At 55.9% G+C, this 19,972-nt stretch carries 14 protein-coding genes; 11 read left to right on the forward strand and 3 right to left on the reverse strand.

Going from position 1 to position 19,972, the window contains the following annotated elements:
• Positions 1 to 81 precede the first annotated feature (81 nt).
• Positions 82 to 960 (reverse strand): NUDIX hydrolase, encoded by an 879-nt coding sequence (locus tag QWU00_RS14265; protein WP_035380877.1) that lies wholly within the window; start codon positions 958 to 960, stop codon positions 82 to 84.
• Positions 961 to 1,082: 122 nt separating this feature from the next.
• Between QWU00_RS14265 and QWU00_RS14270 the strand changes: the two genes are divergently transcribed.
• The 5 genes from QWU00_RS14270 to QWU00_RS14290 all read left to right on the forward strand — a co-directional run bounded on the left by QWU00_RS14270 (position 1,083) and on the right by QWU00_RS14290 (position 7,475).
• On the forward strand, positions 1,083 to 2,921 hold the full coding sequence (locus QWU00_RS14270; protein WP_058989354.1) for an ABCB family ABC transporter ATP-binding protein/permease: 1,839 nt from the start codon (positions 1,083 to 1,085) through the stop codon (positions 2,919 to 2,921).
• An 84-nt stretch (positions 2,922 to 3,005) separates the two neighbouring features.
• A complete protein-coding gene (locus QWU00_RS14275) occupies positions 3,006 to 3,299 on the forward strand; it encodes a hypothetical protein (RefSeq protein ID WP_035380876.1) in 294 nt (97 codons plus the stop codon).
• A gap of 113 nt (positions 3,300 to 3,412) precedes the next feature.
• Positions 3,413 to 3,718, forward strand: coding sequence for a 50S ribosomal protein L28 (gene rpmB / locus QWU00_RS14280; RefSeq protein WP_006558293.1), 306 nt, complete (start codon positions 3,413 to 3,415; stop codon positions 3,716 to 3,718).
• Positions 3,719 to 3,937: 219 nt separating this feature from the next.
• Entirely contained in the window at positions 3,938 to 6,025 is a 2,088-nt protein-coding gene (fusA, locus tag QWU00_RS14285) for an elongation factor G (RefSeq protein WP_035381054.1), read from the forward strand.
• Between the two features lie 169 nt (positions 6,026 to 6,194).
• A complete protein-coding gene (locus QWU00_RS14290; protein WP_150395566.1) occupies positions 6,195 to 7,475 on the forward strand; it encodes a hypothetical protein in 1,281 nt (426 codons plus the stop codon).
• A gap of 592 nt (positions 7,476 to 8,067) precedes the next feature.
• Here QWU00_RS14290 and QWU00_RS14295 read toward each other — a convergent pair.
• Positions 8,068 to 10,212 carry an AsmA family protein gene (locus QWU00_RS14295; RefSeq protein WP_035381053.1) on the reverse strand — a complete coding sequence of 715 codons (2,145 nt, stop codon included), beginning with the start codon at positions 10,210 to 10,212 and terminating at the stop codon, positions 8,068 to 8,070.
• Positions 10,213 to 10,479: 267 nt separating this feature from the next.
• Between QWU00_RS14295 and QWU00_RS14300 the strand changes: the two genes are divergently transcribed.
• Positions 10,480 to 11,535: an alpha/beta fold hydrolase gene (locus tag QWU00_RS14300; protein WP_035380872.1), complete on the forward strand. Its 1,056-nt coding sequence runs from the start codon at positions 10,480 to 10,482 to the stop codon at positions 11,533 to 11,535.
• Between the two features lie 89 nt (positions 11,536 to 11,624).
• On the opposite strand, the gene QWU00_RS14305 is transcribed toward QWU00_RS14300, so the two are convergent.
• A complete protein-coding gene (locus tag QWU00_RS14305; RefSeq protein WP_035380870.1) occupies positions 11,625 to 14,399 on the reverse strand; it encodes a phosphoenolpyruvate carboxylase in 2,775 nt (924 codons plus the stop codon).
• Between the two features lie 130 nt (positions 14,400 to 14,529).
• Here QWU00_RS14305 and QWU00_RS14310 point away from each other — a divergent pair, with 130 nt between their 5' ends.
• From QWU00_RS14310 to sufD, 5 genes are all read left to right on the forward strand, one after another.
• Positions 14,530 to 15,828, forward strand: coding sequence for a DUF445 domain-containing protein (locus tag QWU00_RS14310; RefSeq protein ID WP_035380868.1), 1,299 nt, complete (start codon positions 14,530 to 14,532; stop codon positions 15,826 to 15,828).
• 129 nt (positions 15,829 to 15,957) lie between these two features.
• Positions 15,958 to 16,422 carry an SUF system Fe-S cluster assembly regulator gene (locus tag QWU00_RS14315; protein WP_006558285.1) on the forward strand — a complete coding sequence of 155 codons (465 nt, stop codon included), beginning with the start codon at positions 15,958 to 15,960 and terminating at the stop codon, positions 16,420 to 16,422.
• Between the two features lie 3 nt (positions 16,423 to 16,425).
• Positions 16,426 to 17,916, forward strand: a complete 1,491-nt coding sequence (gene sufB / locus QWU00_RS14320; protein WP_006558284.1) for a Fe-S cluster assembly protein SufB — start codon at positions 16,426 to 16,428, stop codon at positions 17,914 to 17,916.
• 13 nt (positions 17,917 to 17,929) lie between these two features.
• Complete coding sequence (sufC, locus tag QWU00_RS14325) at positions 17,930 to 18,700, forward strand: Fe-S cluster assembly ATPase SufC (protein ID WP_006558283.1); 771 nt, start codon at positions 17,930 to 17,932, stop codon at positions 18,698 to 18,700.
• A complete protein-coding gene (gene sufD, locus QWU00_RS14330) occupies positions 18,697 to 19,971 on the forward strand; it encodes a Fe-S cluster assembly protein SufD (RefSeq protein WP_035380865.1) in 1,275 nt (424 codons plus the stop codon). Before sufC ends, sufD begins: the two co-directional genes overlap by 4 nt.
• Position 19,972: the final 1 nt, after the last annotated feature.

Raw genomic sequence — 19,972 nt, forward strand, 5'->3', positions numbered from 1 at the left:
CGGTGGCATAAGACTGTATGAAAAAGGGCAGTAGCACCCGGATGAGTGCTCTGCCCTTTTTCTTGAGGTCTGTCTGCCGTTTCAGGCAGGTACTGTGACATGCTCCTTGCCCGGACTCGCCGGGGAGAGGCCACGCGCCAGCCCGTTCTGCAAGGCACGGCCCTCGGCGGAGTGTGGGTCAATCAGCCCATGGCGTAGGAAGAGATCAATCAGCACGAGGTTCACGTTGAATTTGAACTCGTCGGTGTCCCGCACCAGTGCCAGCACGTCTTCCAGCTTCATCAGGCTGAAGGATTCCACTTCTCCGTCAGCTGCAACGGGCTCAAAGCTTTCCGGCAGAAACAGATCATAGCAATACAGGATATCGCGCCGCAGCCCTTCAGGGCGGTTGAGAGCGTAGAGAATCCGCCCCACTTCCTTGGCGTGTGCGGCCAGTTCCGGGCCAATGCTCGCTTCTTCAGCCGCTTCTTTCAGCAAAGCCTCAGCAGGGGAATGGCCCGCTGGTACCCCGCCTGCCACCAGATGGTCCAGCTTGCCGGGGTCCAAGCGCTTGTTGCGGGCGCGGCGGCCTGTCCACAGATAAAGTCCGTCCGATTTGCGGACCAGCCCGTTCATATGCACGCCGATTGCCACCAAACCGAACAGTGGCAGGGCCCCCCGGTCAATACGGGCAATCACAGGCTGGTCCAGATCAGTCATCACATCAAACAGTTCATGATGTGATCGGTAAAACCCTTCCTGAGCCAGTTTTTCCCCCAGCGCTTCCAGTTCCGCCGGGTTGGCAAGGGCAAATCCCTTGGCGCGGGAGCCGAGACCTTCCTGCTCAAGCCGATCGGCGATGGCCGGGTCAATCCAGCCAGCCGGTTTGCCACCAAGCGAGAAAGGAAAACGGTCTCCAGGCACGACGGCGGTGTTGCACAGCCTGAGATGACGAAGAAAAGGCATATCGTCGGACGGCATTCAGAATCCTGTCGTGCTGGTGAAGAAAAAAGAGGATTACGCAACTTTATATCTGGTCTGCGCGCGGCAGTGGCAAGGTGCAGCGGGGTTGCAAAATACGGAAGGCATGTCACATCCGGCTTATGTCACCTCGTCAACGTCGTATTTCCGGGCCGCCAGAACAGTCGGCTTCCGTCACGCTCTCTCGTCTCTTGCCGTATCTCTGGCCCCGTGAAAACCGGAGCCTGCGGTGGCGCGTCATTCTGGTCCTGCTGGTCATGGTGGGGGGGGAACTGGCGACCCTTGCCGTGCCTCTGGCCTACAGCAAGGTGGTGGACCGGCTTTCCCATCCGCAGAGTCTGGCCTTGGCGCCTGTTGCCCTGATTATCGGATACGGGCTGGTCAGGCTGGTTTCGGCCGCCCTGACCAACCTGCGCGATTCCCTTTTTGCCCCTGTGCGCTTCCGCGTGGCACGGCAGGCCGCCTTCCGCAGCTTTGAGCATATGCACAAGCTCTCCCTGCGCTTCCATCTTGACCGCCGCACCGGTGGCGTGACCCGTGCCATTGAACGCGGCACGGAAGGGGTGGAAACCCTGTTGCGCATGGGCATGTCTCTTTCCCCCACCATCTTGCAGGCCCTGTTGGTGGCTGTGGTGATCTGGCGGGTGTTTGACTGGCGCTATGTGGTGCTGATCGGGGTGATGATCGCCGCTTATATCGGCTTTACGGTGAAGTTCACCGCATGGCGTCTGGGCATCCGCCGCGAGATGAACGAAACGAATAGTGAAGCAACCGGCAAAGCGCTGGACAGCCTGCTGAATTATGAAACCGTCAAGTATTTTGGCAACGAGGCCCATGAGGCAAAACGGTATGATAATGCACAGGCCCGTTATGAGCAGGCGGCCCGCAAGACCCAGTATTCCCTTGGCCTACTGAACTTTGGGCAGGCCGCCATTATTGCGGTTGCTCTCACGCTTATCATGCTGCTGGCCGGACGGGATGTGGAAGCCGGGCGAATCAGCGTGGGGCAGTTCGTGATGGTGAACACCTATCTGCTGCAGCTTTATGGGCCACTGAATTTTCTGGGGTCTGTCTATTCAGCCATACGCACCGCCATGGTTGATCTGGAGCACATGTTTGGGCTGGTGGAAGAAGATGTGGAGGTCGCTGATCCTCTTCATCCGCTGCCCATTGCCGCGCACCTTCAGGATTCGGACGCCGCGGAAGTGGAATTCCGGGATGTGCGTTTTGGATACGGCCCAGAACGCGAGATTTTGCATGGGGTCAGCTTTGTTGCCCAACCTGGCAAGAAACTGGCGATTGTGGGTTCCACAGGGGCTGGCAAATCAACCATCAGCCGCTTGCTGTTCCGGTTTTATGATGTCTGGTCCGGCGCGGTGATGGTGGACGGTCATGATGTCCGGGCCTACCGGCAGGCGGATCTGCGTGCGGCCATTGGGGTGGTGCCGCAGGATACCGTCCTGTTTAACGAGACCATAGGCTACAACATTGCCTATGGTCGCCTTGATGCAAGCCCGAGCGCGGTGGAGCAGGCAGCACGGCTGGCCCAGATTCACGATTTCATCATGTCCCTGCCTGAGGGGTATAATACGCAGGTGGGCGAGCGTGGGTTGAAGCTTTCTGGCGGTGAAAAGCAGCGCGTGGCCATTGCCCGAACGATTTTGAAAGACCCACGCGTTCTTGTGCTTGACGAGGCCACAAGCGCGTTGGACACACATACCGAACAGGAGATTCAGGTTGCTCTGAAAACCGTCTCCGCACGGCGCACCACACTTGTGATTGCTCACCGACTGTCCACCATTGTGGACGCGGATGAGATTCTGGTGATGGGGCAGGGGCGTGTGCTTGAACGTGGCACGCATGAGGCCCTGCTTGCCGCAGGAGGGCACTATGCAGCCATGTGGGCTGCTCAGGGTGCGGAAGGTGTTACAGAGCGTCTGGCAGAGGCTGTGTCCCGCTAGGGGGACGGCCCGCATGGAGACGAATCGCAAGGCGGCGGGAAGGCTCGGCGTATCCTTGCTAGGAAAGAAAAGGACGAAGATTTCATGACGGATACGGCAGGAAATACACCCGCGTCTGGCACTACTCCCGAAGTGCCTGATGATCTGGCCCGGTGCGCTGTGGTCATTGAAAGTGCGGTTGAGCACCTGATCAAGGAAAAGCAGCCCCCGCTGGCTATTGCCTCAGCCTTGCTGGGCGGTTCGCTGGGTTTGCTTGCGCGCAGCATGGACAAGGATACCATTCTGCGCATTCTTGATTCAGCCGCTCAGAGTGTGCGCTCAGGGGATGTTCATGCTTCCATGGCCGGAGAAAACGGCCCTGAAAGCGAGAAAGCCTGAGGTCAACCCTTGACGGAAGGCCGTGGCTCAGCCATAAGCCGCGCCAATCCTGAATGTGGTCGCCGGGCAAAATCTGTCTCGGCCCTCTGTTTCTATTAGACAAGGATGAGACAATGTCCCGTCGCTGCCAGATTACCGGCAAAGGCGTGCTGACCGGCAATAACGTCAGCCATGCCAACAACAAATCCCGTCGTCGCTTCCTGCCTAACCTGCAGGAAGCGTCCCTGACCTCTGAAACGCTGGGCACTGCTGTGCGTATGCGTGTCAGCACCCGCGGCCTGCGCACCATTGAGCACAATGGTGGCCTTGACGCCTTCCTGACCAGCACGCCTAACCGCAAGCTGCCGGAAGAAGCACAGGTGATCAAACGCCGTGTGCTGCGCGTTCAGGCTAAAAAGCAGGCTGCTGCTGGCGCCTGATTCAGGGGTTCTGCCTAATTCTGCAGTTTCCGGACCTGTCATGATCTGACCGGCCCGGTTTCTGTGGTTCAGGCGTCTGGCAGGGTGTCAGCGCCTTACGTCTATCGGCCGGTTTCCGGCAGCCGGGCTATCTGGGTTTCTCAGGTGCCAGCACGGTGTTCGGCGGCCACAGGCGCGAAGGAAATTCCATCGCGCCTGACCTGTTTTCTGGAGGTTTTCGTGTCCGCCAAATCCGAACTGTCAAAGATCCGCAATATCGGGATCACCGCGCATATTGACGCGGGCAAGACAACCACGACTGAACGTATCCTTTACTACACCGGCGTGTCTCACAAAATTGGTGAAGTGCACGAAGGCAACACCACCACTGACTACATGGCCCAGGAACGTGAACGCGGTATCACGATTACCTCCGCTGCCGTGACCTGTGTGTGGAACGACCACCGCATCAACATCATCGATACCCCCGGACACATCGACTTCAACATCGAAGTGAACCGTTCGCTGCGCGTGCTCGATGGTGCCGTGTTCATCATTGAAGGTGTGGCCGGTGTTCAGCCGCAGTCTGAAACCAACTGGCGTCTGGCTGACCGCTACAAGGTGCCGCGCATCATCTTCATCAACAAGCTGGACCGTACCGGTGCAGACTTCTACCGTGCATTCGACACGCTGAAAGAAAAGCTGGATATCGTTGCTATCCCGCTGCAGCTGCCGATTGGTGCGGAAGACCAGTTCCTCGGCGTGGTGGACCTTGTTGAAATGAAGGCCATCGTCTGGGAAGGCGGTGAACTGGGCGCGAAGTTCCATGATGAGGAAATTCCGGCTGATCTGAAGGAAAAGGCTGCTGAAGCCCGCCAGAACCTGCTCGACACCGCTCTGGCTGTCGATGACAAGGCTATGGAAGAGTACTTTGAAAACGGCGATGTTTCTGTTGAAACGCTGAAGCGCTGCATCAAGAAGGGTGCCATCTCCGGCGAATTCCGTCCGGTTCTGTGTGGCACGGCCTTCAAGAACAAGGGCGTTCAGCCGCTTCTTGACGCCATTATCGATTACCTGCCGGCTCCTGATGATGTTGAAGGCATTCGTTGCGCTCCGCCGGAAGGTGAAGAAGAAAACGAAAACGCCCAGCCCATCATCCCGGTTGACCCCGATGGCAAGTTTGCTGGTCTTGCGTTCAAGATCATCAACGACAAATACGGCACGCTGACCTTTGTGCGCGTCTATCGTGGCGTTCTGAAAACGGGTGATACCGTGCTGAACACCACCAAAGGCCACAAGGAACGTATTGGCCGTATCTATCAGATGCATGCTGACAAGCGTGAAGAACTGACTGAAGTTCACGCTGGTGATATTGCTGCGTTTGTTGGCCTGAAAGACAGCCAGACGGGTGATACGCTGGCTGATCCGGCTGATCCGGTTATCCTTGAACGCATGACCTTCCCGGTTCCGGTTATCGACATCTCTGTTGAACCGAAAACGAAGGACGCCGTGGAAAAGATGACACTGGCCCTGCAGAAGCTGGCTGGTGAAGATCCTTCCCTGCAGTTGAAGACCGATCAGGAAACGGGTCAAACCATTCTGTCTGGTATGGGTGAACTGCACCTCGACATCATCATCGACCGTCTGCGTCGTGAATATGGTGTGGATGCAAACGTTGGTGCGCCGCAGGTGGCGTATCGTGAAACCATCACCAAGCCGCATACTGAAACCTACACCCACAAGAAGCAGTCTGGTGGTTCCGGTCAGTTCGCTGAAGTGAAGATTGCTTTCGAACCGCTTGAACGGAACGAAGACATCCAGTTTGAAAACAAGGTTGTCGGCGGCACCGTGCCGAAGGAATATATTCCTGCGGTTGAAAAAGGTATTCGCGTTCAGTCTTCCACGGGTGTTCTGGCAGGCTTCCAGACGGTGGACTTCAAGTTCACGCTGCTTGACGGTAAGTACCATGACGTTGACTCGTCCGCTCTGGCGTTCGAAATCGCGGCAAAGGCTTGCTTCCGTGAAGGCATGAAGCATGCTGGTCCGGTTATCCTTGAACCGATCATGGATGTGGAAGTGACCACCCCGAACGATCACGTTGGTGACGTGGTGGGTGATATCAACCGTCGTCGTGGCATGATCCAGAGCCAGGAAACCTCCGGTTCCACGGTTATGGTGCGTGCTCATGTGCCGCTGAAGGAAATGTTCGGTTACATTTCTCACCTGCGTTCCATGACCAAGGGCCGTGCGTCCTTCACCATGCAGTTCCATCACTACGATCCCGTGCCGCGCAACGTGGCAGAAGAAATCATGGCTCAGTCCAAGTAATCTTCTTTCTGGTGACAGAGTTTCAGAAAAGCCGCTCCATTTGGAGCGGCTTTTTTTGTATCTGCATTACCTGTTGTTTCTTTTCCATTGTCAGAACAGGATGTTCCTGGTTGTGAGAGTCTTCGCTCCTCAAAAAATCCTTTTCCTATTTGCGTGGCTTAGCGTCCTGTTGGTGTTAGTCCTTTATGCCGGGCTGACCCCTCTGGCCCGCTGGCAGGGGGATGAATACGGTCTTGGAGTAATGCTGCGTGAGCAGGGGTTGGCCGGGGTGCTTGGGCGGATCACATCCTGGAGCCCCAGGCCGATAGGGGAGATGGTAAGCGCCAGTTACCTCTGGCTGGCAGACTGGCATGGCGCTCCTCTTGTCGCTCCGTTTCTGCTGGCTGTGTGGGGTGGGGCAGTGGCTCTTCTCTGGTGGGTGGGAAGAGTAAGCCATCAGGCAAAAGCCGGACTTCTGGCCTGCGTTCTACTCGCTGTTTCTTTGCTGCTCTGCGGGCAGGCAGAAATGTTTTACTGGCCCATGGGAGCCGCCAGCTATGTGCCATGCTGGGCCACATTGGCGGCGGCAAGTATCCTGCACAGGGGCGATGCCACCAGACACCGTTGGGTCATGGTGTTTGTATTGGTGGTTGCTGCATGGAGTCAGGAGGCCGGGGCCTTGACCGTGCTGATTTATACCATGGCTTGCATGGTGCTGTACGGAGTGCGCACGTCCCGTTATGGACGGGCCATGTGTTTCCCATTTCTGGCGGCTGCGTTTGTCGTTTTGGTGAATGCAACGCATCGGCTGGGCACCAAAAGCGAAGTGTTTGATCCAGCCAGTGGCCTGGGGGGGCACTGGATGCCCAGCATGCTGAAAGCAACGCGCAGTTTCCTGTTCGAAATCCTGCACATTCCCGGCTTGTCTTTGTGGGTGTCTCTTGCAGTGATCGTTTTTCTGCTGATTTTTATGCTGGGCCAAAACCGGGAGGTTCCTCGGAATCGCGCCTGCTGGTTGTGGATCGGTGCCCTGTTGGGCGGAGCCTATAGCACCATTGTGCTCGGCTATTATGAGTTCGGTACATTATGCTGCACTCGCCACAACAACCTGCGTGAGGCCGCCTATTTTCTGGCTCTTGTAACATTGGGCGGTGTAACGGTTTCCAGCCGTATGCGTGCCGTTACGTATGGAGCGTTGATTGCTGCTCTTGCCTGCCTGCTGGCTTACAGGCTGCCTGACATCAGGGCGGATTGGCAGATGCGGCAGCAGGTCATCGCAGATCGGGCAGATACATGGCAGTCCGGACATGGGGCAGGTCAGGCAATGACCCTCTACATGCCGCCAACAGGCCATGTGACCAATTCAGATTCTCTCATGACAGGGGAGTTTGATTTGAACACGGCACCTTGGTGGGTTGAGGGAATCCTGCATTATTTCGATAAACAGCATCTGACCTTAGTGTGGCGCTAAGACACCAGTTTGAGATGTGCTTCTTGATGATCTGATAGAGGATCTAAAAAACCTTCTTTTTTCGATCACATCACACTCATAACCCGTTGATAATTGCAAAAGGCAGAAAGTCTGGAGAGAGGTTTTTCAAAACCTTCATTTGATGCTTCGTTCCTGAAAGTATTTGCTTTTCTGCCCATGTGAATAGGATTTAGGAAACGCCTTTTGCTGCCCTCAAAGGTAGGGGCTCGCTCTTCTGTCGTTTGTGTGGAACCGACAATCAAGAACTTAAGAGGCTGTTTCAACGGTCTAAGGGTGAGAGCAGATCTGGCACCGTAGAGCTTAAAAAGCGGCTCCGCGATCACGGTCCGGCGTTAGTGGGTCAAAAAGACATCGTGTTCAGGTGTCAAAAGGGGTACCAATTTCAACGTCGATGTTTTGAAGCTCCCTTTAACACACTCTGGAACTGTCTCGTTTCTGACACTCACATGCAGATCTTGTGAAAGAGTGTTACAGGGGAAGTTGTTTTTATTAGTGGTTAAGGAAGCTCCCGCACTTTCTGGGTCACCCCCTGTTCAGCAGAAGGAATGACCCAGCATACAAAGTGGTTTGTCTATTTCTTGAGCTTTGCCTCCCATGCTGCCCGTACTTCCGCAGGTGTCATGTGTTTCTGCCCTGTTTTCTTGTTCTGGCTGGAGGCTGCTTTCTTGTCGTCAACCGTGCGGGTTTTGGTGGAAGAAGGTACCTTTTGTTTCCCCGCCGAACCACGGGCATGGGAAAGGGCTCCGGGAGCAATGCCGGCAGCGGGATTAGTATTTACTTCCTGAACAGCGCGGCTGCACAGAGATTTGTCGCCTACGCCAATCTGAATGGTTGGAAGCAAGGCAAGCGGGGGAAAGACAAATCCAAGTCCGGTCGCTGCGGCGGCGCGGCCAAGAATTTCAGCGCCGGGAAGAACAGTGGGGGATTTAATAGGGCCGGTAATATGAAAGGCGCCGGGTAGGGACGCGATTGTCGGCTTCTGTGAGCGCGTGGTCAGGGCGTAATCCAGCTTGTTCGTGCGGAAATTGATGGTGCCTTTGCCAAGTGTGCGGGCTTCTCCGGTTTCAAGCAGCAGGGTATTGGTTGAAACAATGCCGTTCCTGAGCGGCATATCCGCAATAAAGCAGCGGATATCTGTATGGGACGGCAAGCCCAGTGCGCTGAGAACGGCGTTCGCTAGTTGCAGGCCCAGCACATTGGGCAGGATGGCGGTAATATCTCCCCCCTGATCCAGAACCAGCGTAAGGCCGCCATTGCCGGCCGCCATCAGCGAGGCAATGGAATTGCCCTTTGCCTTGAGGGTCATATGGCCGCCAATAATACCCTGTGCTTTTGAATCGGCGGTGGCCTGCATGATGCGCGAAAGGTCAATGCGGGCAAAATCAATCCGCGCCGTGGTATCAAACAGCTTGCCGTCTGGTTTCAGCGTAGCGGAACTGGCCAGAGTGCCCTGCCCAACCGCAAAATTCAGGCGTTTCAGATCAATGGCGCCATCAGTAACAAAAAATTCGGCGTCAATATTATCAAGCGGCACTTTCTGATTTTCGATATGCGCTCCACGATAGGTGACGTGTGCGTTCACGGCATTCAGTTTAGGAATATTGATGGGGGTATCAGGCAGCACCGTATTGCTTTTGGCTTCCGCTTTTTCTTCGGCCTTTGTCTTGTTTGGCTTCGCGCCAATAAAGCCACCCAGATCAACAAGGTTCACTTGTTTGGAATGGAGGTTTGCCTGCACAGACATGGGCTTTTCATGAGGGTTGACCTCAATGGTGCCTCCAATGTCACTGGTGCCCATCTTGCCTTCAAAATCCTTGAAAACAATATGATCGCGGGCATAGTTCAGGGTGCCAGCAATGCTGTAGGCCGGGGTGCGGGGAATGGGCACGCCGGTCAGCGGATACAGTAAGGACATATCTGGCCCGGCAAAATGCAGTTTAAGCCGAGCCCCGCCGAGTGTGAGTGGGTGAACAACGTCCCCTTTCAGGGTAGCCGTCGTGGGGCCATTTTGTACAAACAGATCAACCGGATAAGGCTCTTTATCCGCAACAAAGGAAAGAACCGTTCCGCCTACAAAACGCGCCGTAATAGGCTGCTGAGCGTAACGTCCTTTGGCGGTGAGGCGCAGTGAGCCGCGGTTATTGCCCTCTGGCCGCGTGGTTTCCACTCCCATCTGCATGTCAGCCTGTAAGGGATCATGCCGAACATGCAACGCACCATTGGTAATGCGTAACTCCCCAATATCAGGGAGGCTACTGGCTTGATCCGTCTTCTTCTCGTTTGCCGGCGCGGGTTTGCCATCTTCAGTGAAGGTATAATTGTTTTCGCCGTTCTTGCGGGCGAGAATGTCTGCCTTGGGGTCTGTAAGGGCTATGAGGGGGATATGAAGTGCGCGATGCCACAGGTAGGACCAGACATCAACTGAAACGGCAAGTTCCTTGGACTCAGCAAACAGATTTTTTTCCTGAGCAAAGGTCTTTGGTTGCTCAATCTTGAGGTTTTCCACCCGAATGGTCGTGACGCGCCCGAGCGCAACATGCAGATGCTCAATGGTGGTCTTGCGATGAAGGATTGCACTGGCACGGGAATTGACCAATGGGACAAACCAGTCCCAAGACCAGAATATAATCAGTAGAATAATGGCCAGCAGGAAGGAGCCTAACCCTATCAGCACTGGATGCGATTTTGCGCGTGTCTGAGGGGGTGTTTCAGTCATAGTGGAGGCTCCTTGCAGGCGTGAAGCGAGAAAAAGATAAAAAATCAAAATATTCGAGGGATAAGGAGGTTTATCCCGGCGTTGCATCTATATGACAAGGCAAACGCTACGTTTGGCTGAGGGGTTCCGGTTGCTGACTCGTGTGGCGCGTTATGGATGCCAGAGAACGGTGGCAGGTAAGGTGTCTTTATAAAAAAGACACTGGCCCTGCTTGTGGAAGGTCGCTTAATCTTGAGCAGGAGAGCCTGTCGGCAGGAGAGGTAGAAAGTGGCGGAAAAAACAGAGCGGCCTGCATCCCAGTCAGGAGAAAACCAGCACGGGCAATCCCTTGCAGTCGTGGGCGGAGCAGCGGAAAGAAAGGGCGATTTCCGCCTTTTTGACCGCAGACAGGCATTGCGGCGTCTTTTGACGACAAGCCTGGGTGCGGCGGGAGTAATGGCAGCGCAGCGCGCGTATGCGCAGCAAATGTCTCTTCCATTGGCATCGTCTTCTCCAGATAGATTGCCTCCCATTAATGGTGTGTATGATTGGCATGCGCTGCCCCCCACGCCCACCCCACTGGAGAACGAGGCTGGTGGGCAGCAGGTGGATACAGGGTTTGTGCCCGGGCAGGGGCGTGCCCAGATCTATTTTGTCTCTGCCGGGCAAGGTGTTCCGGTGATCCTGCTGCATGATGGTCTGGCCAATTCTGACTACATGAGTGATCTTGCCCGCTCTCTGTTGCGGGCGCGGTGCCGCGTGGTGGTGATGGATGCACGGGGCCACGGCCGTAGTACCATGGGAACACTGCCATTAAGTTATGATCTTTTGGCCGATGATGTGGTCACGTTAATGGCCTATCTCCGGCTTCGGAACGCCGCCTTTGTGGGGTGGGGAGATGGAGCCGTACAAGCCATGAATGTAGCTATGAGACATCCGGGCACGGTTTCACGGGTTTTCGCATTTGCGCCCCGCATGACACCTGATGGACTGCTGGCCTCAGGCGAGAATGCACAGGCGATCAAGTCTTTCATGGGCCGTGCAAAAGCAGACTATAAACGTTTGTCACGGTCGGGCAGTTTTTCAGATCTGCGAGATGATTTGCGGGCTTTGCATCGGCAGGCTCCGCAGTGGACCAATGCGGATCTTGTGCGCATTACAGCACCATTATGGGCTGTTGCGGCGGATCATGATGAAGTGGTGGACCGTACACAGGTGGAGCAGATTGCCGCTGCAATTGAAAATGCCGGTCTCGCTATACTGCCTTCTACCAGTCATTTTGCGTTGCTGCAGAATCCTCTTTTGTTTTCTCTGTCCGTGGAAAGTTTTCTGGGTGGTCGTTAGGCATGTAGGAAGATGGTTGAATGAAAAAAGCCCCCGGATTTTCCGGGGGCCTTTTTCTTTGTAAGAAAACGGTGTGAGAGGCGGGCTGTTCAGCCAAAGGCTCCAATATCGTGCATGACTGCGACACTGATTTCACGAACAAGTTCAAAAATCTCGCGCATGGGAATGAAAATTTCCCGATGTTCACGAATATAGATGCTTTCTTCCCGTGGGCCGCGGGGTTCATAAAAATCAAGGTCTGACGCGGCAGTGCCGGAAGGAAAAATATGATCCATTTCTTTCAAAACAGCCGGAATTTCCAGACACAGGATCTGCTGCATCATGGCCTCCCGGTTAAAGCCGCTGCGCGGCATGAAGAAAGGAATCCGGCACGCCAGAAGCCAGATACGTTCAATAAGCGCGATACGCACCGCATGAAGCACCCGGAGGCGGTCTGATCCATGAGGTGCATCTTCCCATGCTTCACGCAGGGCAAGATGATCGGCCTGAATCCGGCGGAACATGGCTTGCAGATCGGCGGAGAAATTCAGCTTTTCCAGATCTTTCATAAGGGAAAGGAAAGCCGCACGCCGCGCTTTGGATGGCTCTGCTGTGGCGCGGTCCAGCCAGAAGCCTGGGTCCAAAAGCTGAATGACACATTTCAGAACGCGATCATCAGAACTGGCGAGTGCGTGCTGTGCAAAATCAAGCGCTCTATGAAAACGTGGGCTGGAGGTATTGAACGTTTCAAATGTATCCGGATGCCTGCGGGCAGCGGAACCCAGCCCCTGCAAAGTGTTTGCACACCAGCCTAGCTGTTGCAGAATGGCGTTGTTGGGTATGGCGCGTAGCTGGCTGGGATGGCTCAGGCGGGACCCTGTGGCAGATTCCGCACTTTGCCGGGCTGGAGGACGAGACCCAGTGCGATCTATAAGAGCCGGGCCAAAAGCCCCCAGCAGGGCAGCATATCCGGGGTCCGCCACCAGAGCCGTCATGCCTTCAGAAATACTGGAAAAGAAATCAGCGGAGAAGTCGGGCTGTTCATAAACCGGGTCGCTTGCTGAACTCAGCGGTGTGAAAAGATTTTCCGCAATGGATGCAATGGTTGCTCCGGCCAGTTCCGGGGTTCCAAACAGAAGGTAGCCATCGCCTCCCTGAAAAGCCGTTTCTTCCCGACAGATAATGCCAGTTTCGGAAAATTTCTCCCGCACATATGGGGGTGAGAGATAATGCAATCTGTCCGCCATCCGGAAAGGATGGGCGCCACGGCCAATGCTCTCGCCGTGAGTATCAAAGAAAATAACTGTAACATCTTGCAGGTTCCACAAAACAAGCTGTTCGTGGATTTTCAGGCGAAGTCGCTCGATCAGGTTTGTTGCGGCAAGTTGGCCGATATAACGGCCAGAATCAGAATAGCCGAACTGGAAGCTTATGCGGCCCGTGCGGCGTATATAGTCTCGCCAGGAGGGGGAGCGCAGTGCTTCTTCTACAATACGCTCACCATTTGCCAGAGCGTCTTCAGTTTCAAATAGAGGGGAAATTTCGATCTTGTCTGCAATGCCAAAATGCGTTGCAGCCCAAAGGGCAGCAAGCAGGGTGTAACCCGTTTCCGTTTCCGCAATCAGGAAGCGTACTGGCGTATCAGCATCAATATGCTTGATGATCTGGGCAATGGTCATCATCAGGCGCCCGGCTGTGGCTGGGTCGGACAGGAGTGCACCGAAATCCACCGCCACCGGCGTAACCTGTGTCAGCGCTTCATTGACACGGTTTAACAGCGCCCTGCGATGTGCCGGGTTGCCGGGATCATCACGAAGATTCAGTTTCTGGCGCACAAAATTATGAATTTGCGTGGCGTTCAGGCGCACATGTGTGTGCGCCAGTGCCAGACCATGCGCCAGAAAACCTGCGCGGGCGACGGCCAGAGGCAATTGAGCCTGTGGTTCTGCGGCAGCAATGGCGTCTTGTAGGTCCGTTGCCAGTTCTGAAGCGCTTTGCAGGGCTGTTGCGTGGTGGTTGACCAACAGATCTGCAAACCGGGCAACTGCCTGCGGGTCCGGGCTGGCGGGCGTTGCTTCAATCTGTTCGTTCACTATGCTGATGGCCCGGCTCAGACGGGCCTGAAGGGCAGGCGCCGAGGCACCGCTTACCGTGAGCTGCTGTGCCAGCCGCTCAAGCTGAAATAGCTTCATGCGTAGGCGTAGGCGCAGCGTATCCCACCAACCAATATCCGTACGACCGTCAGTATCATACCCCACCCAACTGGTGACAATAATGGGTTGCGGGGCAAGTGTGTGCCAGCTTTCGGGCCAGCGCTTTCTGGCGGCAGACAGCAACTGGGCCGTGAACAGATCAATGGCGTCCCGTGCACGGGCAATGGCCTGCGTGGCCAGGTCAAATTCTTCATTAAGAGTAGGCGGCGCACTTCGCCGATGCGTTTCAAAGTAAGGGGCTTTGTCCGGCAGCACGGGTTGAGAAGCGCACTCTGCCAGCGCGGCATAGACATCATTATTAACAGCAAAGGTGGGGTGAGCCGTAAAAACCGCCGCAAACCGGGTTGGGGAGACTGCTTGGGCAAAGGCTTCTGGGGTATTGGCAGGCAGATTTGCCAGAAGGGTTTCCACACACATCTTTAGTCTCTGGTGTGTGGCGTCCTGTCCTGCGCCACCTACATAGCGGTGTAGTCGCCCCGCCCGCCGTAAAAAAGCGGCATCCCGCAAGGTGCGTACCAGCTCGGCAATGTCCTCATGGCCTAATCTGCCATCGTCCAGCGCCATTCCAACCATGTGCGCCATGGCCATAACAGGGTTGGAGGCATCATCGGCATCCCTCCGTATGGTTGTCAGGAGGGAGGCAAGAGCAGGCGGAAAAGAACTATAGTCCATGAGGCGTCGTCCACTGTTTGGCAATTATTTATGAGGTAACCGACCAGCTTACAGTTTCATGTCTGCTCATTGCCCGCAACTGCTTCACACACTCTTGGGGTGAGGGATGGGGAGTGCTATCCAAGATGTCATGACGTCATACCCTCAGAATGATAGCGATCTTGCTGCCCGAAAAACCCTGAAACGCTACCAGCGTGCCGCAACAGGCCTGCTGGTTTTCATGGGTGGGCTTACGGTTGTCGGTTATGCCGCACCTGCTGCTGGATGGGTGAAGGATGGAGTCTGGTTGGAAATGCTGCGTGCCGGGGCGCGGGCAGGTGTGGTTGGTGGTCTGGCGGACTGGTTTGCCGTTGTGGCGCTGTTTCGGCACCCCATGGGGCTGCCTATTCCGCATACCGCGATTCTGCCAGCCCAGAAGGAGCGGCTTGGCCGGGCGTTGGGGCGCTTTGTCTCCGGGCAGGTCTTTACAGAAAAAGAAGTCTCCAACGTGCTGGGGCAGGTGGACGTGCCCAGCTTTCTTGCGAACATGCTGGATGATCCGGCGGTAAGGGAGACCATAACGCGGTCACTGCTTTCTTCCATGCCGCAGATGCTGGACCGGCTGGAAGATGGCCGTGCCAGTGGGGCCATTGGCAAGGTGTTTCCCCGTCTGCTGGGCGGCAGCAATCTGGCTCCCATTGTGGCCAAGGCTCTGCGCAGTCTGGTGGATGATGACCGGCATCAGGAAGTGCTGTCTTACCTGCTGGGGCAGATCAAGGATGGTTTGCAGGCAAAGGAAGGCGCTTTGCGCACCATGATTGAAGACAGGGTGCGGGAGCAGGGAGGGCGTATTCTCGGGTGGGCCATTGGCGGCTCCATCGCGACCCGTGTGCTGATGGCGGCCAGCAAGGAACTGGAGCGGGTAGACCCCCAGAACTCTACGCTGCGTGAGGGCTTTACTACCTGGGTGCGTGGGCAGATTGACCGTATTGAAACAGACCCGGAGCGGGGGAAGGAAATTTCTCAGGCTGTTCTGGGGGTTCTGTCGCACGAGAGTGTGGTGGTCTGGTGGGCTGATATATGGCAGCGCTTCCGCAGACTGGTGGAAGCCGATGTGGAAGACCCCAATGGCCGTATTGCCTCCATTGTGGAAGAAGCTCTCTCCCGCATGGCCACGCAGGCGCGGCATGATCCGGTGCTGCGCAAACGTATTATGGATGGCGTTGCCAAAGCCACCTTCAAGACGCTCCCTTTTGTAAGGGAGCGTATGGCGGACTTCATCGCGCGTGTGGTGGCTGGCTGGGATGCCGTGCAGATTGCGGAAAAGCTGGAGCTGCGCGTGGGCAAGGACCTTCAATACGTGCGCTTCAATGGAACGTTGGTCGGATTCGGGGTGGGAGCTCTGCTGTTTGCCGTTCTGCGCCTGCTGTTCGGGCTGAATGCACAATAGAGGCATGGATGGCTCATCACGTTCGCGCGCCTTGGATATATGCGTTCGTTTTGGGTTGACGTTTGGTGTCCTTGGCTCCATGTGTCTGAAACAGGACCTGACAGGTCTCCAATCAGGTGATGCAGGATAATGCTGAAACTTTCCCGGCTGGCTGACTATGCGGTCGTTATACTTGTGAACCTTGGTGAGCAGGATGGCGTTGTAACCTCTCCTGCGCTGGCGGCTGAAACCGGCGTGCCGGAACCAACTGTGGCCAAGGTGCTCAAGGTTTTATCGGCCCACAAATTTGTTTTGTCCCAGCGGGGGGCAAAAGGCGGTTATCGGCTGGCGCGTCCGCTGTCCGAGATTTCCGTGGCCAGTGTCATTGCCGCAGTGGATGGCAAGATTGCGCTCACCGCGTGTGTGGATGGTGGAGAATGTGATACCGGCGTGTCCTGCGGGATGTGCGGGACATGGGACACCATCAACCAGGCCATTCGGGACACTCTGGAGGCCATTTCGTTGGAAACGATGCGTCAGAAAAGCGGGTGCGGTTCTACGTTCCTGAAACCGAATGTGCAGACCTGCGCCAATGCAGAACGTGAGGGGGCTTGAGTTATGCCAGCAGTAACCGAAACGCGTGAAGCAGTCGAAAAACTGGGGCAGTCCTCCTATAAATGGGGGTTCGAGACCGACATTGACATGGATCTCGCCCCCAAGGGCCTGAATGAAGACACCATCCGCCTGATCTCCGCCCGCAAGGAAGAACCGGAATGGTTGCTGGAATGGCGGCTTGCGGCCTTCAGTGCGTGGCAGCAGATGGAAGAGCCCAAATGGGCCAAGGTTGCCTATCCTCCGATTGATTATCAGGATGCGCATTACTACGCCGCTCCCCGGAAGAAGCCCGGCCCCAAATCGTTAGAAGAAGTTGATCCGGAACTGCTGCGGACCTACGAGAAACTGGGCATTCCGTTGCATGAACAGGCACTTCTGGCCGGTGTGGAATTGCCGGAAGGTGAAACTGCCCGCCCGCCTGTGGCGGTGGATGCGGTGTTTGACAGTGTTTCCGTGGTCACCACCTTCCGCAAAACGCTTGAAGAAGCTGGCGTGATTTTCTGCCCCATTTCCGAGGCCGTGAAAGAGCACCCGGATCTTGTGCGTAAATACCTGGGCACCGTGGTTCCTGCCGGGGACAATTTCTATGCAGCTCTGAATTCGGCCGTGTTTACGGATGGCTCTTTTGTGTACGTGCCCAAAGGGGTGCGGTGCCCGATGGAGCTTTCCACCTACTTCCGGATCAATGCCCGTAACACCGGGCAGTTCGAACGCACGCTGATTGTGGTGGAAGACGGTGCATCCGTCTCTTACCTGGAAGGCTGTACAGCCCCCATGCGGGACGAGAACCAGCTTCACGCAGCCGTGGTGGAACTGGTGGCCATGGAAGATGCCTCCATCAAATATTCCACAGTGCAGAACTGGTATCCGGGCGATGAAAATGGCCGGGGTGGCATTTATAACTTTGTGACCAAACGTGGAGCATGCCGTGGTGCGCGCTCCAAGATTTCCTGGACACAGGTTGAAACAGGTTCCGCTATCACATGGAAATACCCGTCCTGTATTCTGCAGGGCGAAGGGTCTGTGGGTGAGTTCTATTCAGTTGCGGTTACAAACAACCATCAGCAGGCTGATACGGGCACCAAGATGATCCATATCGGGCGCAACACGCGCTCGACCATCATCGCCAAGACCATCAGTGCCGGGCAGTCTGACAGCACATATCGCGGATTGGTGCGGGTATTGCCCAAGGCGTATGGTGCGCGCAATTTTACGCAGTGTGACAGCCTTCTGATTGGTGACCGCTGTGGTGCGCACACCGTGCCTTATATTGAAAACCGCAACATGGGCGCGCGTATCGAACACGAAGCAACAACCTCCAAGATCTCGGAAGATCAGCTTTTCTACTGCCGTCAGCGTGGCTTGTCGGAAGAAGATGCAGTCGGGCTGATTGTGAACGGGTTCTGCCGGGATGTGCTGAAAGAGCTGCCCATGGAATTTGCGGTTGAAGCTCAGAAATTGTTGCAGATCAGCCTTGAAGGCAGCGTAGGGTAAGGAGGGGCAAGACATGACCCAGTTTTTGGATATTTCCGGTCTGTGTGCCCGGATTGATGCTGACGGGCAGGAAAAGGAAATTCTGCGCGGTGTGGATCTGAGCATCCCGCCGGGTGAGGTCCATGCCATCATGGGGCCGAACGGCTCCGGCAAGTCCACGCTCTCCTACGTGCTTGCTGGCCGTGAAGATTATGAAGTGACTGCGGGCAGCGTGACCTTCCAAGGCAAGGATCTGCTGGAAATGGAGCCCGAAGAGCGGGCTGCTGCCGGTCTGTTCCTGGCGTTTCAGTCTCCCATAGAACTGCCGGGCGTAAACAACGCCAACTTCCTTCGGACTGCGGTTAACGCCGTGCGTCGCGCTCGCGGGCAGGAAGAGCTGGATGCAGTCGCGTTCCTGAAAACGGCGCGTGAGGCGGCAAAGGCCCTTTCCATGGCGCCGGATATGTTGAAGCGGAACGTGAATGTCGGCTTCTCCGGCGGTGAAAAAAAGCGCAATGAAGTCTTGCAGATGACACTTTTGCAGCCATCTTTCGCCATTCTGGATGAAACAGATAGCGGGCTGGACGTGGATGCCCTGCGTATCGTGGCAGAAGGTGTGAACCGCCTGCGTTCTCCGGACTTTTCTGCACTGGTTATCACTCACCATCAGCGCTTGCTGGATTATCTGGTGCCAGACCGCATTCACGTGATGGCCAAAGGGCGGATCATCCATTCTGGTGGTCCTGAACTGGCCAAGCAGATTGATAGTGAAGGCTATACCCGGTTTCTTGCGGAGGCGGCGTGAACGCAATTATCAAACAGCCCTCAGCAACCCTTGTGCCGTTCAAGGCGCGTCTTGACGCGATAACAGATCCGGCACGGAAAGCTGCTTTGGGCGCTCTGCACAGGAGCGGTCTGCCTGATCGCCGTGTAGAGGCATGGAAATACACCAGCCTGCGTTTTCTGAATGAAACCCCGCTTGTTGCTCCGTCAGAAGAGTTTGATGCGGCAAAGGCCCGTGCCGAACTTGATCGGCTGGGACTGACAGCGGGAGAAGGTGCAGATCTTCCGCGGCTGGTCTTTGTGAATGGGCGTTACGCGCCTGATCTGTCCGTTCCGCCCCAGAATGTGGGTCTGTCTTTCTTCGGCAAGATGGAAGCGTTTGGAACCTTATCCAGCCCGGATCGTGATGCACTGACAGCCCTGAATGCGGCCTTGGCGACGGATGGTGCTGAAATCACGGTCGCGGCGGGGGTGGATGCGGGCCGGGTGCTGCTGGTTTCTCTCGGATTGGCTGATGAGCCCGTTTCTTTCCACCCGCGCCATAGCGTGACGGTTGAAGAAGGCGCGCGCCTGTCCCTTATCTGTGTTCAGGGTGGGCAGGGGCGTTATCTGCACAATCCGGTCATGGAACTTTCGGTTGCGGCAAACGCCACGCTGAATCATGTCACAATCCAGACCGAAAGTGACAATGCCGCCTGTCTGGCGACGTTGTATGCCCAGATTGAAGAACGAGGCTCTTACGACAGTTTTGTTCTGGGGCTGGGTGCAGCTCTTTCCCGGCATGAAGTCCATGCCCGGCTGAACGCCCCCCATGCGGAAGTGCATGTGAATGGTGCGCAGCGCTTGCTGGGGCGTCAGGTGGGGGATGTGACAAGTGTCATTACCCATGCAGCGCCTGATTGCCGCTCCCGTCAGACGGTGCGGAATGTGCTGGATGGACAGTCTCGCGGTGTGTTTCAGGGGAAAGTGCTGGTTGAGCGTATTGCCCAGAAGACCGATGGCTATCAGATGAATCAGGCGCTTCTGCTTTCCGAGCAGGCCGAGATTGATGCCAAGCCAGAGCTGGAAATTTACGCTGATGATGTCAAATGCAGCCATGGGGCCACCGTTGGCGCGCTGGATGACGAACAGATGTTCTATCTGCGCAGCCGCGGCGTGCCAGAAGCAGAAGCTCGGCAGATCCTGATTCACGCCTTTCTGGCGGAAGCTCTGGCTCTGATTCCGGATGCTGTGGCACAGACCTTGGCAGCGCACATTATGGAAATTCGCTTTCCGGTAACGGGAGAGGAATAAC

Origin of the sequence: Acetobacter tropicalis (genome assembly GCF_030644465.1) — a bacterium.
Lineage (GTDB): Bacteria > Pseudomonadota > Alphaproteobacteria > Acetobacterales > Acetobacteraceae > Acetobacter > Acetobacter tropicalis.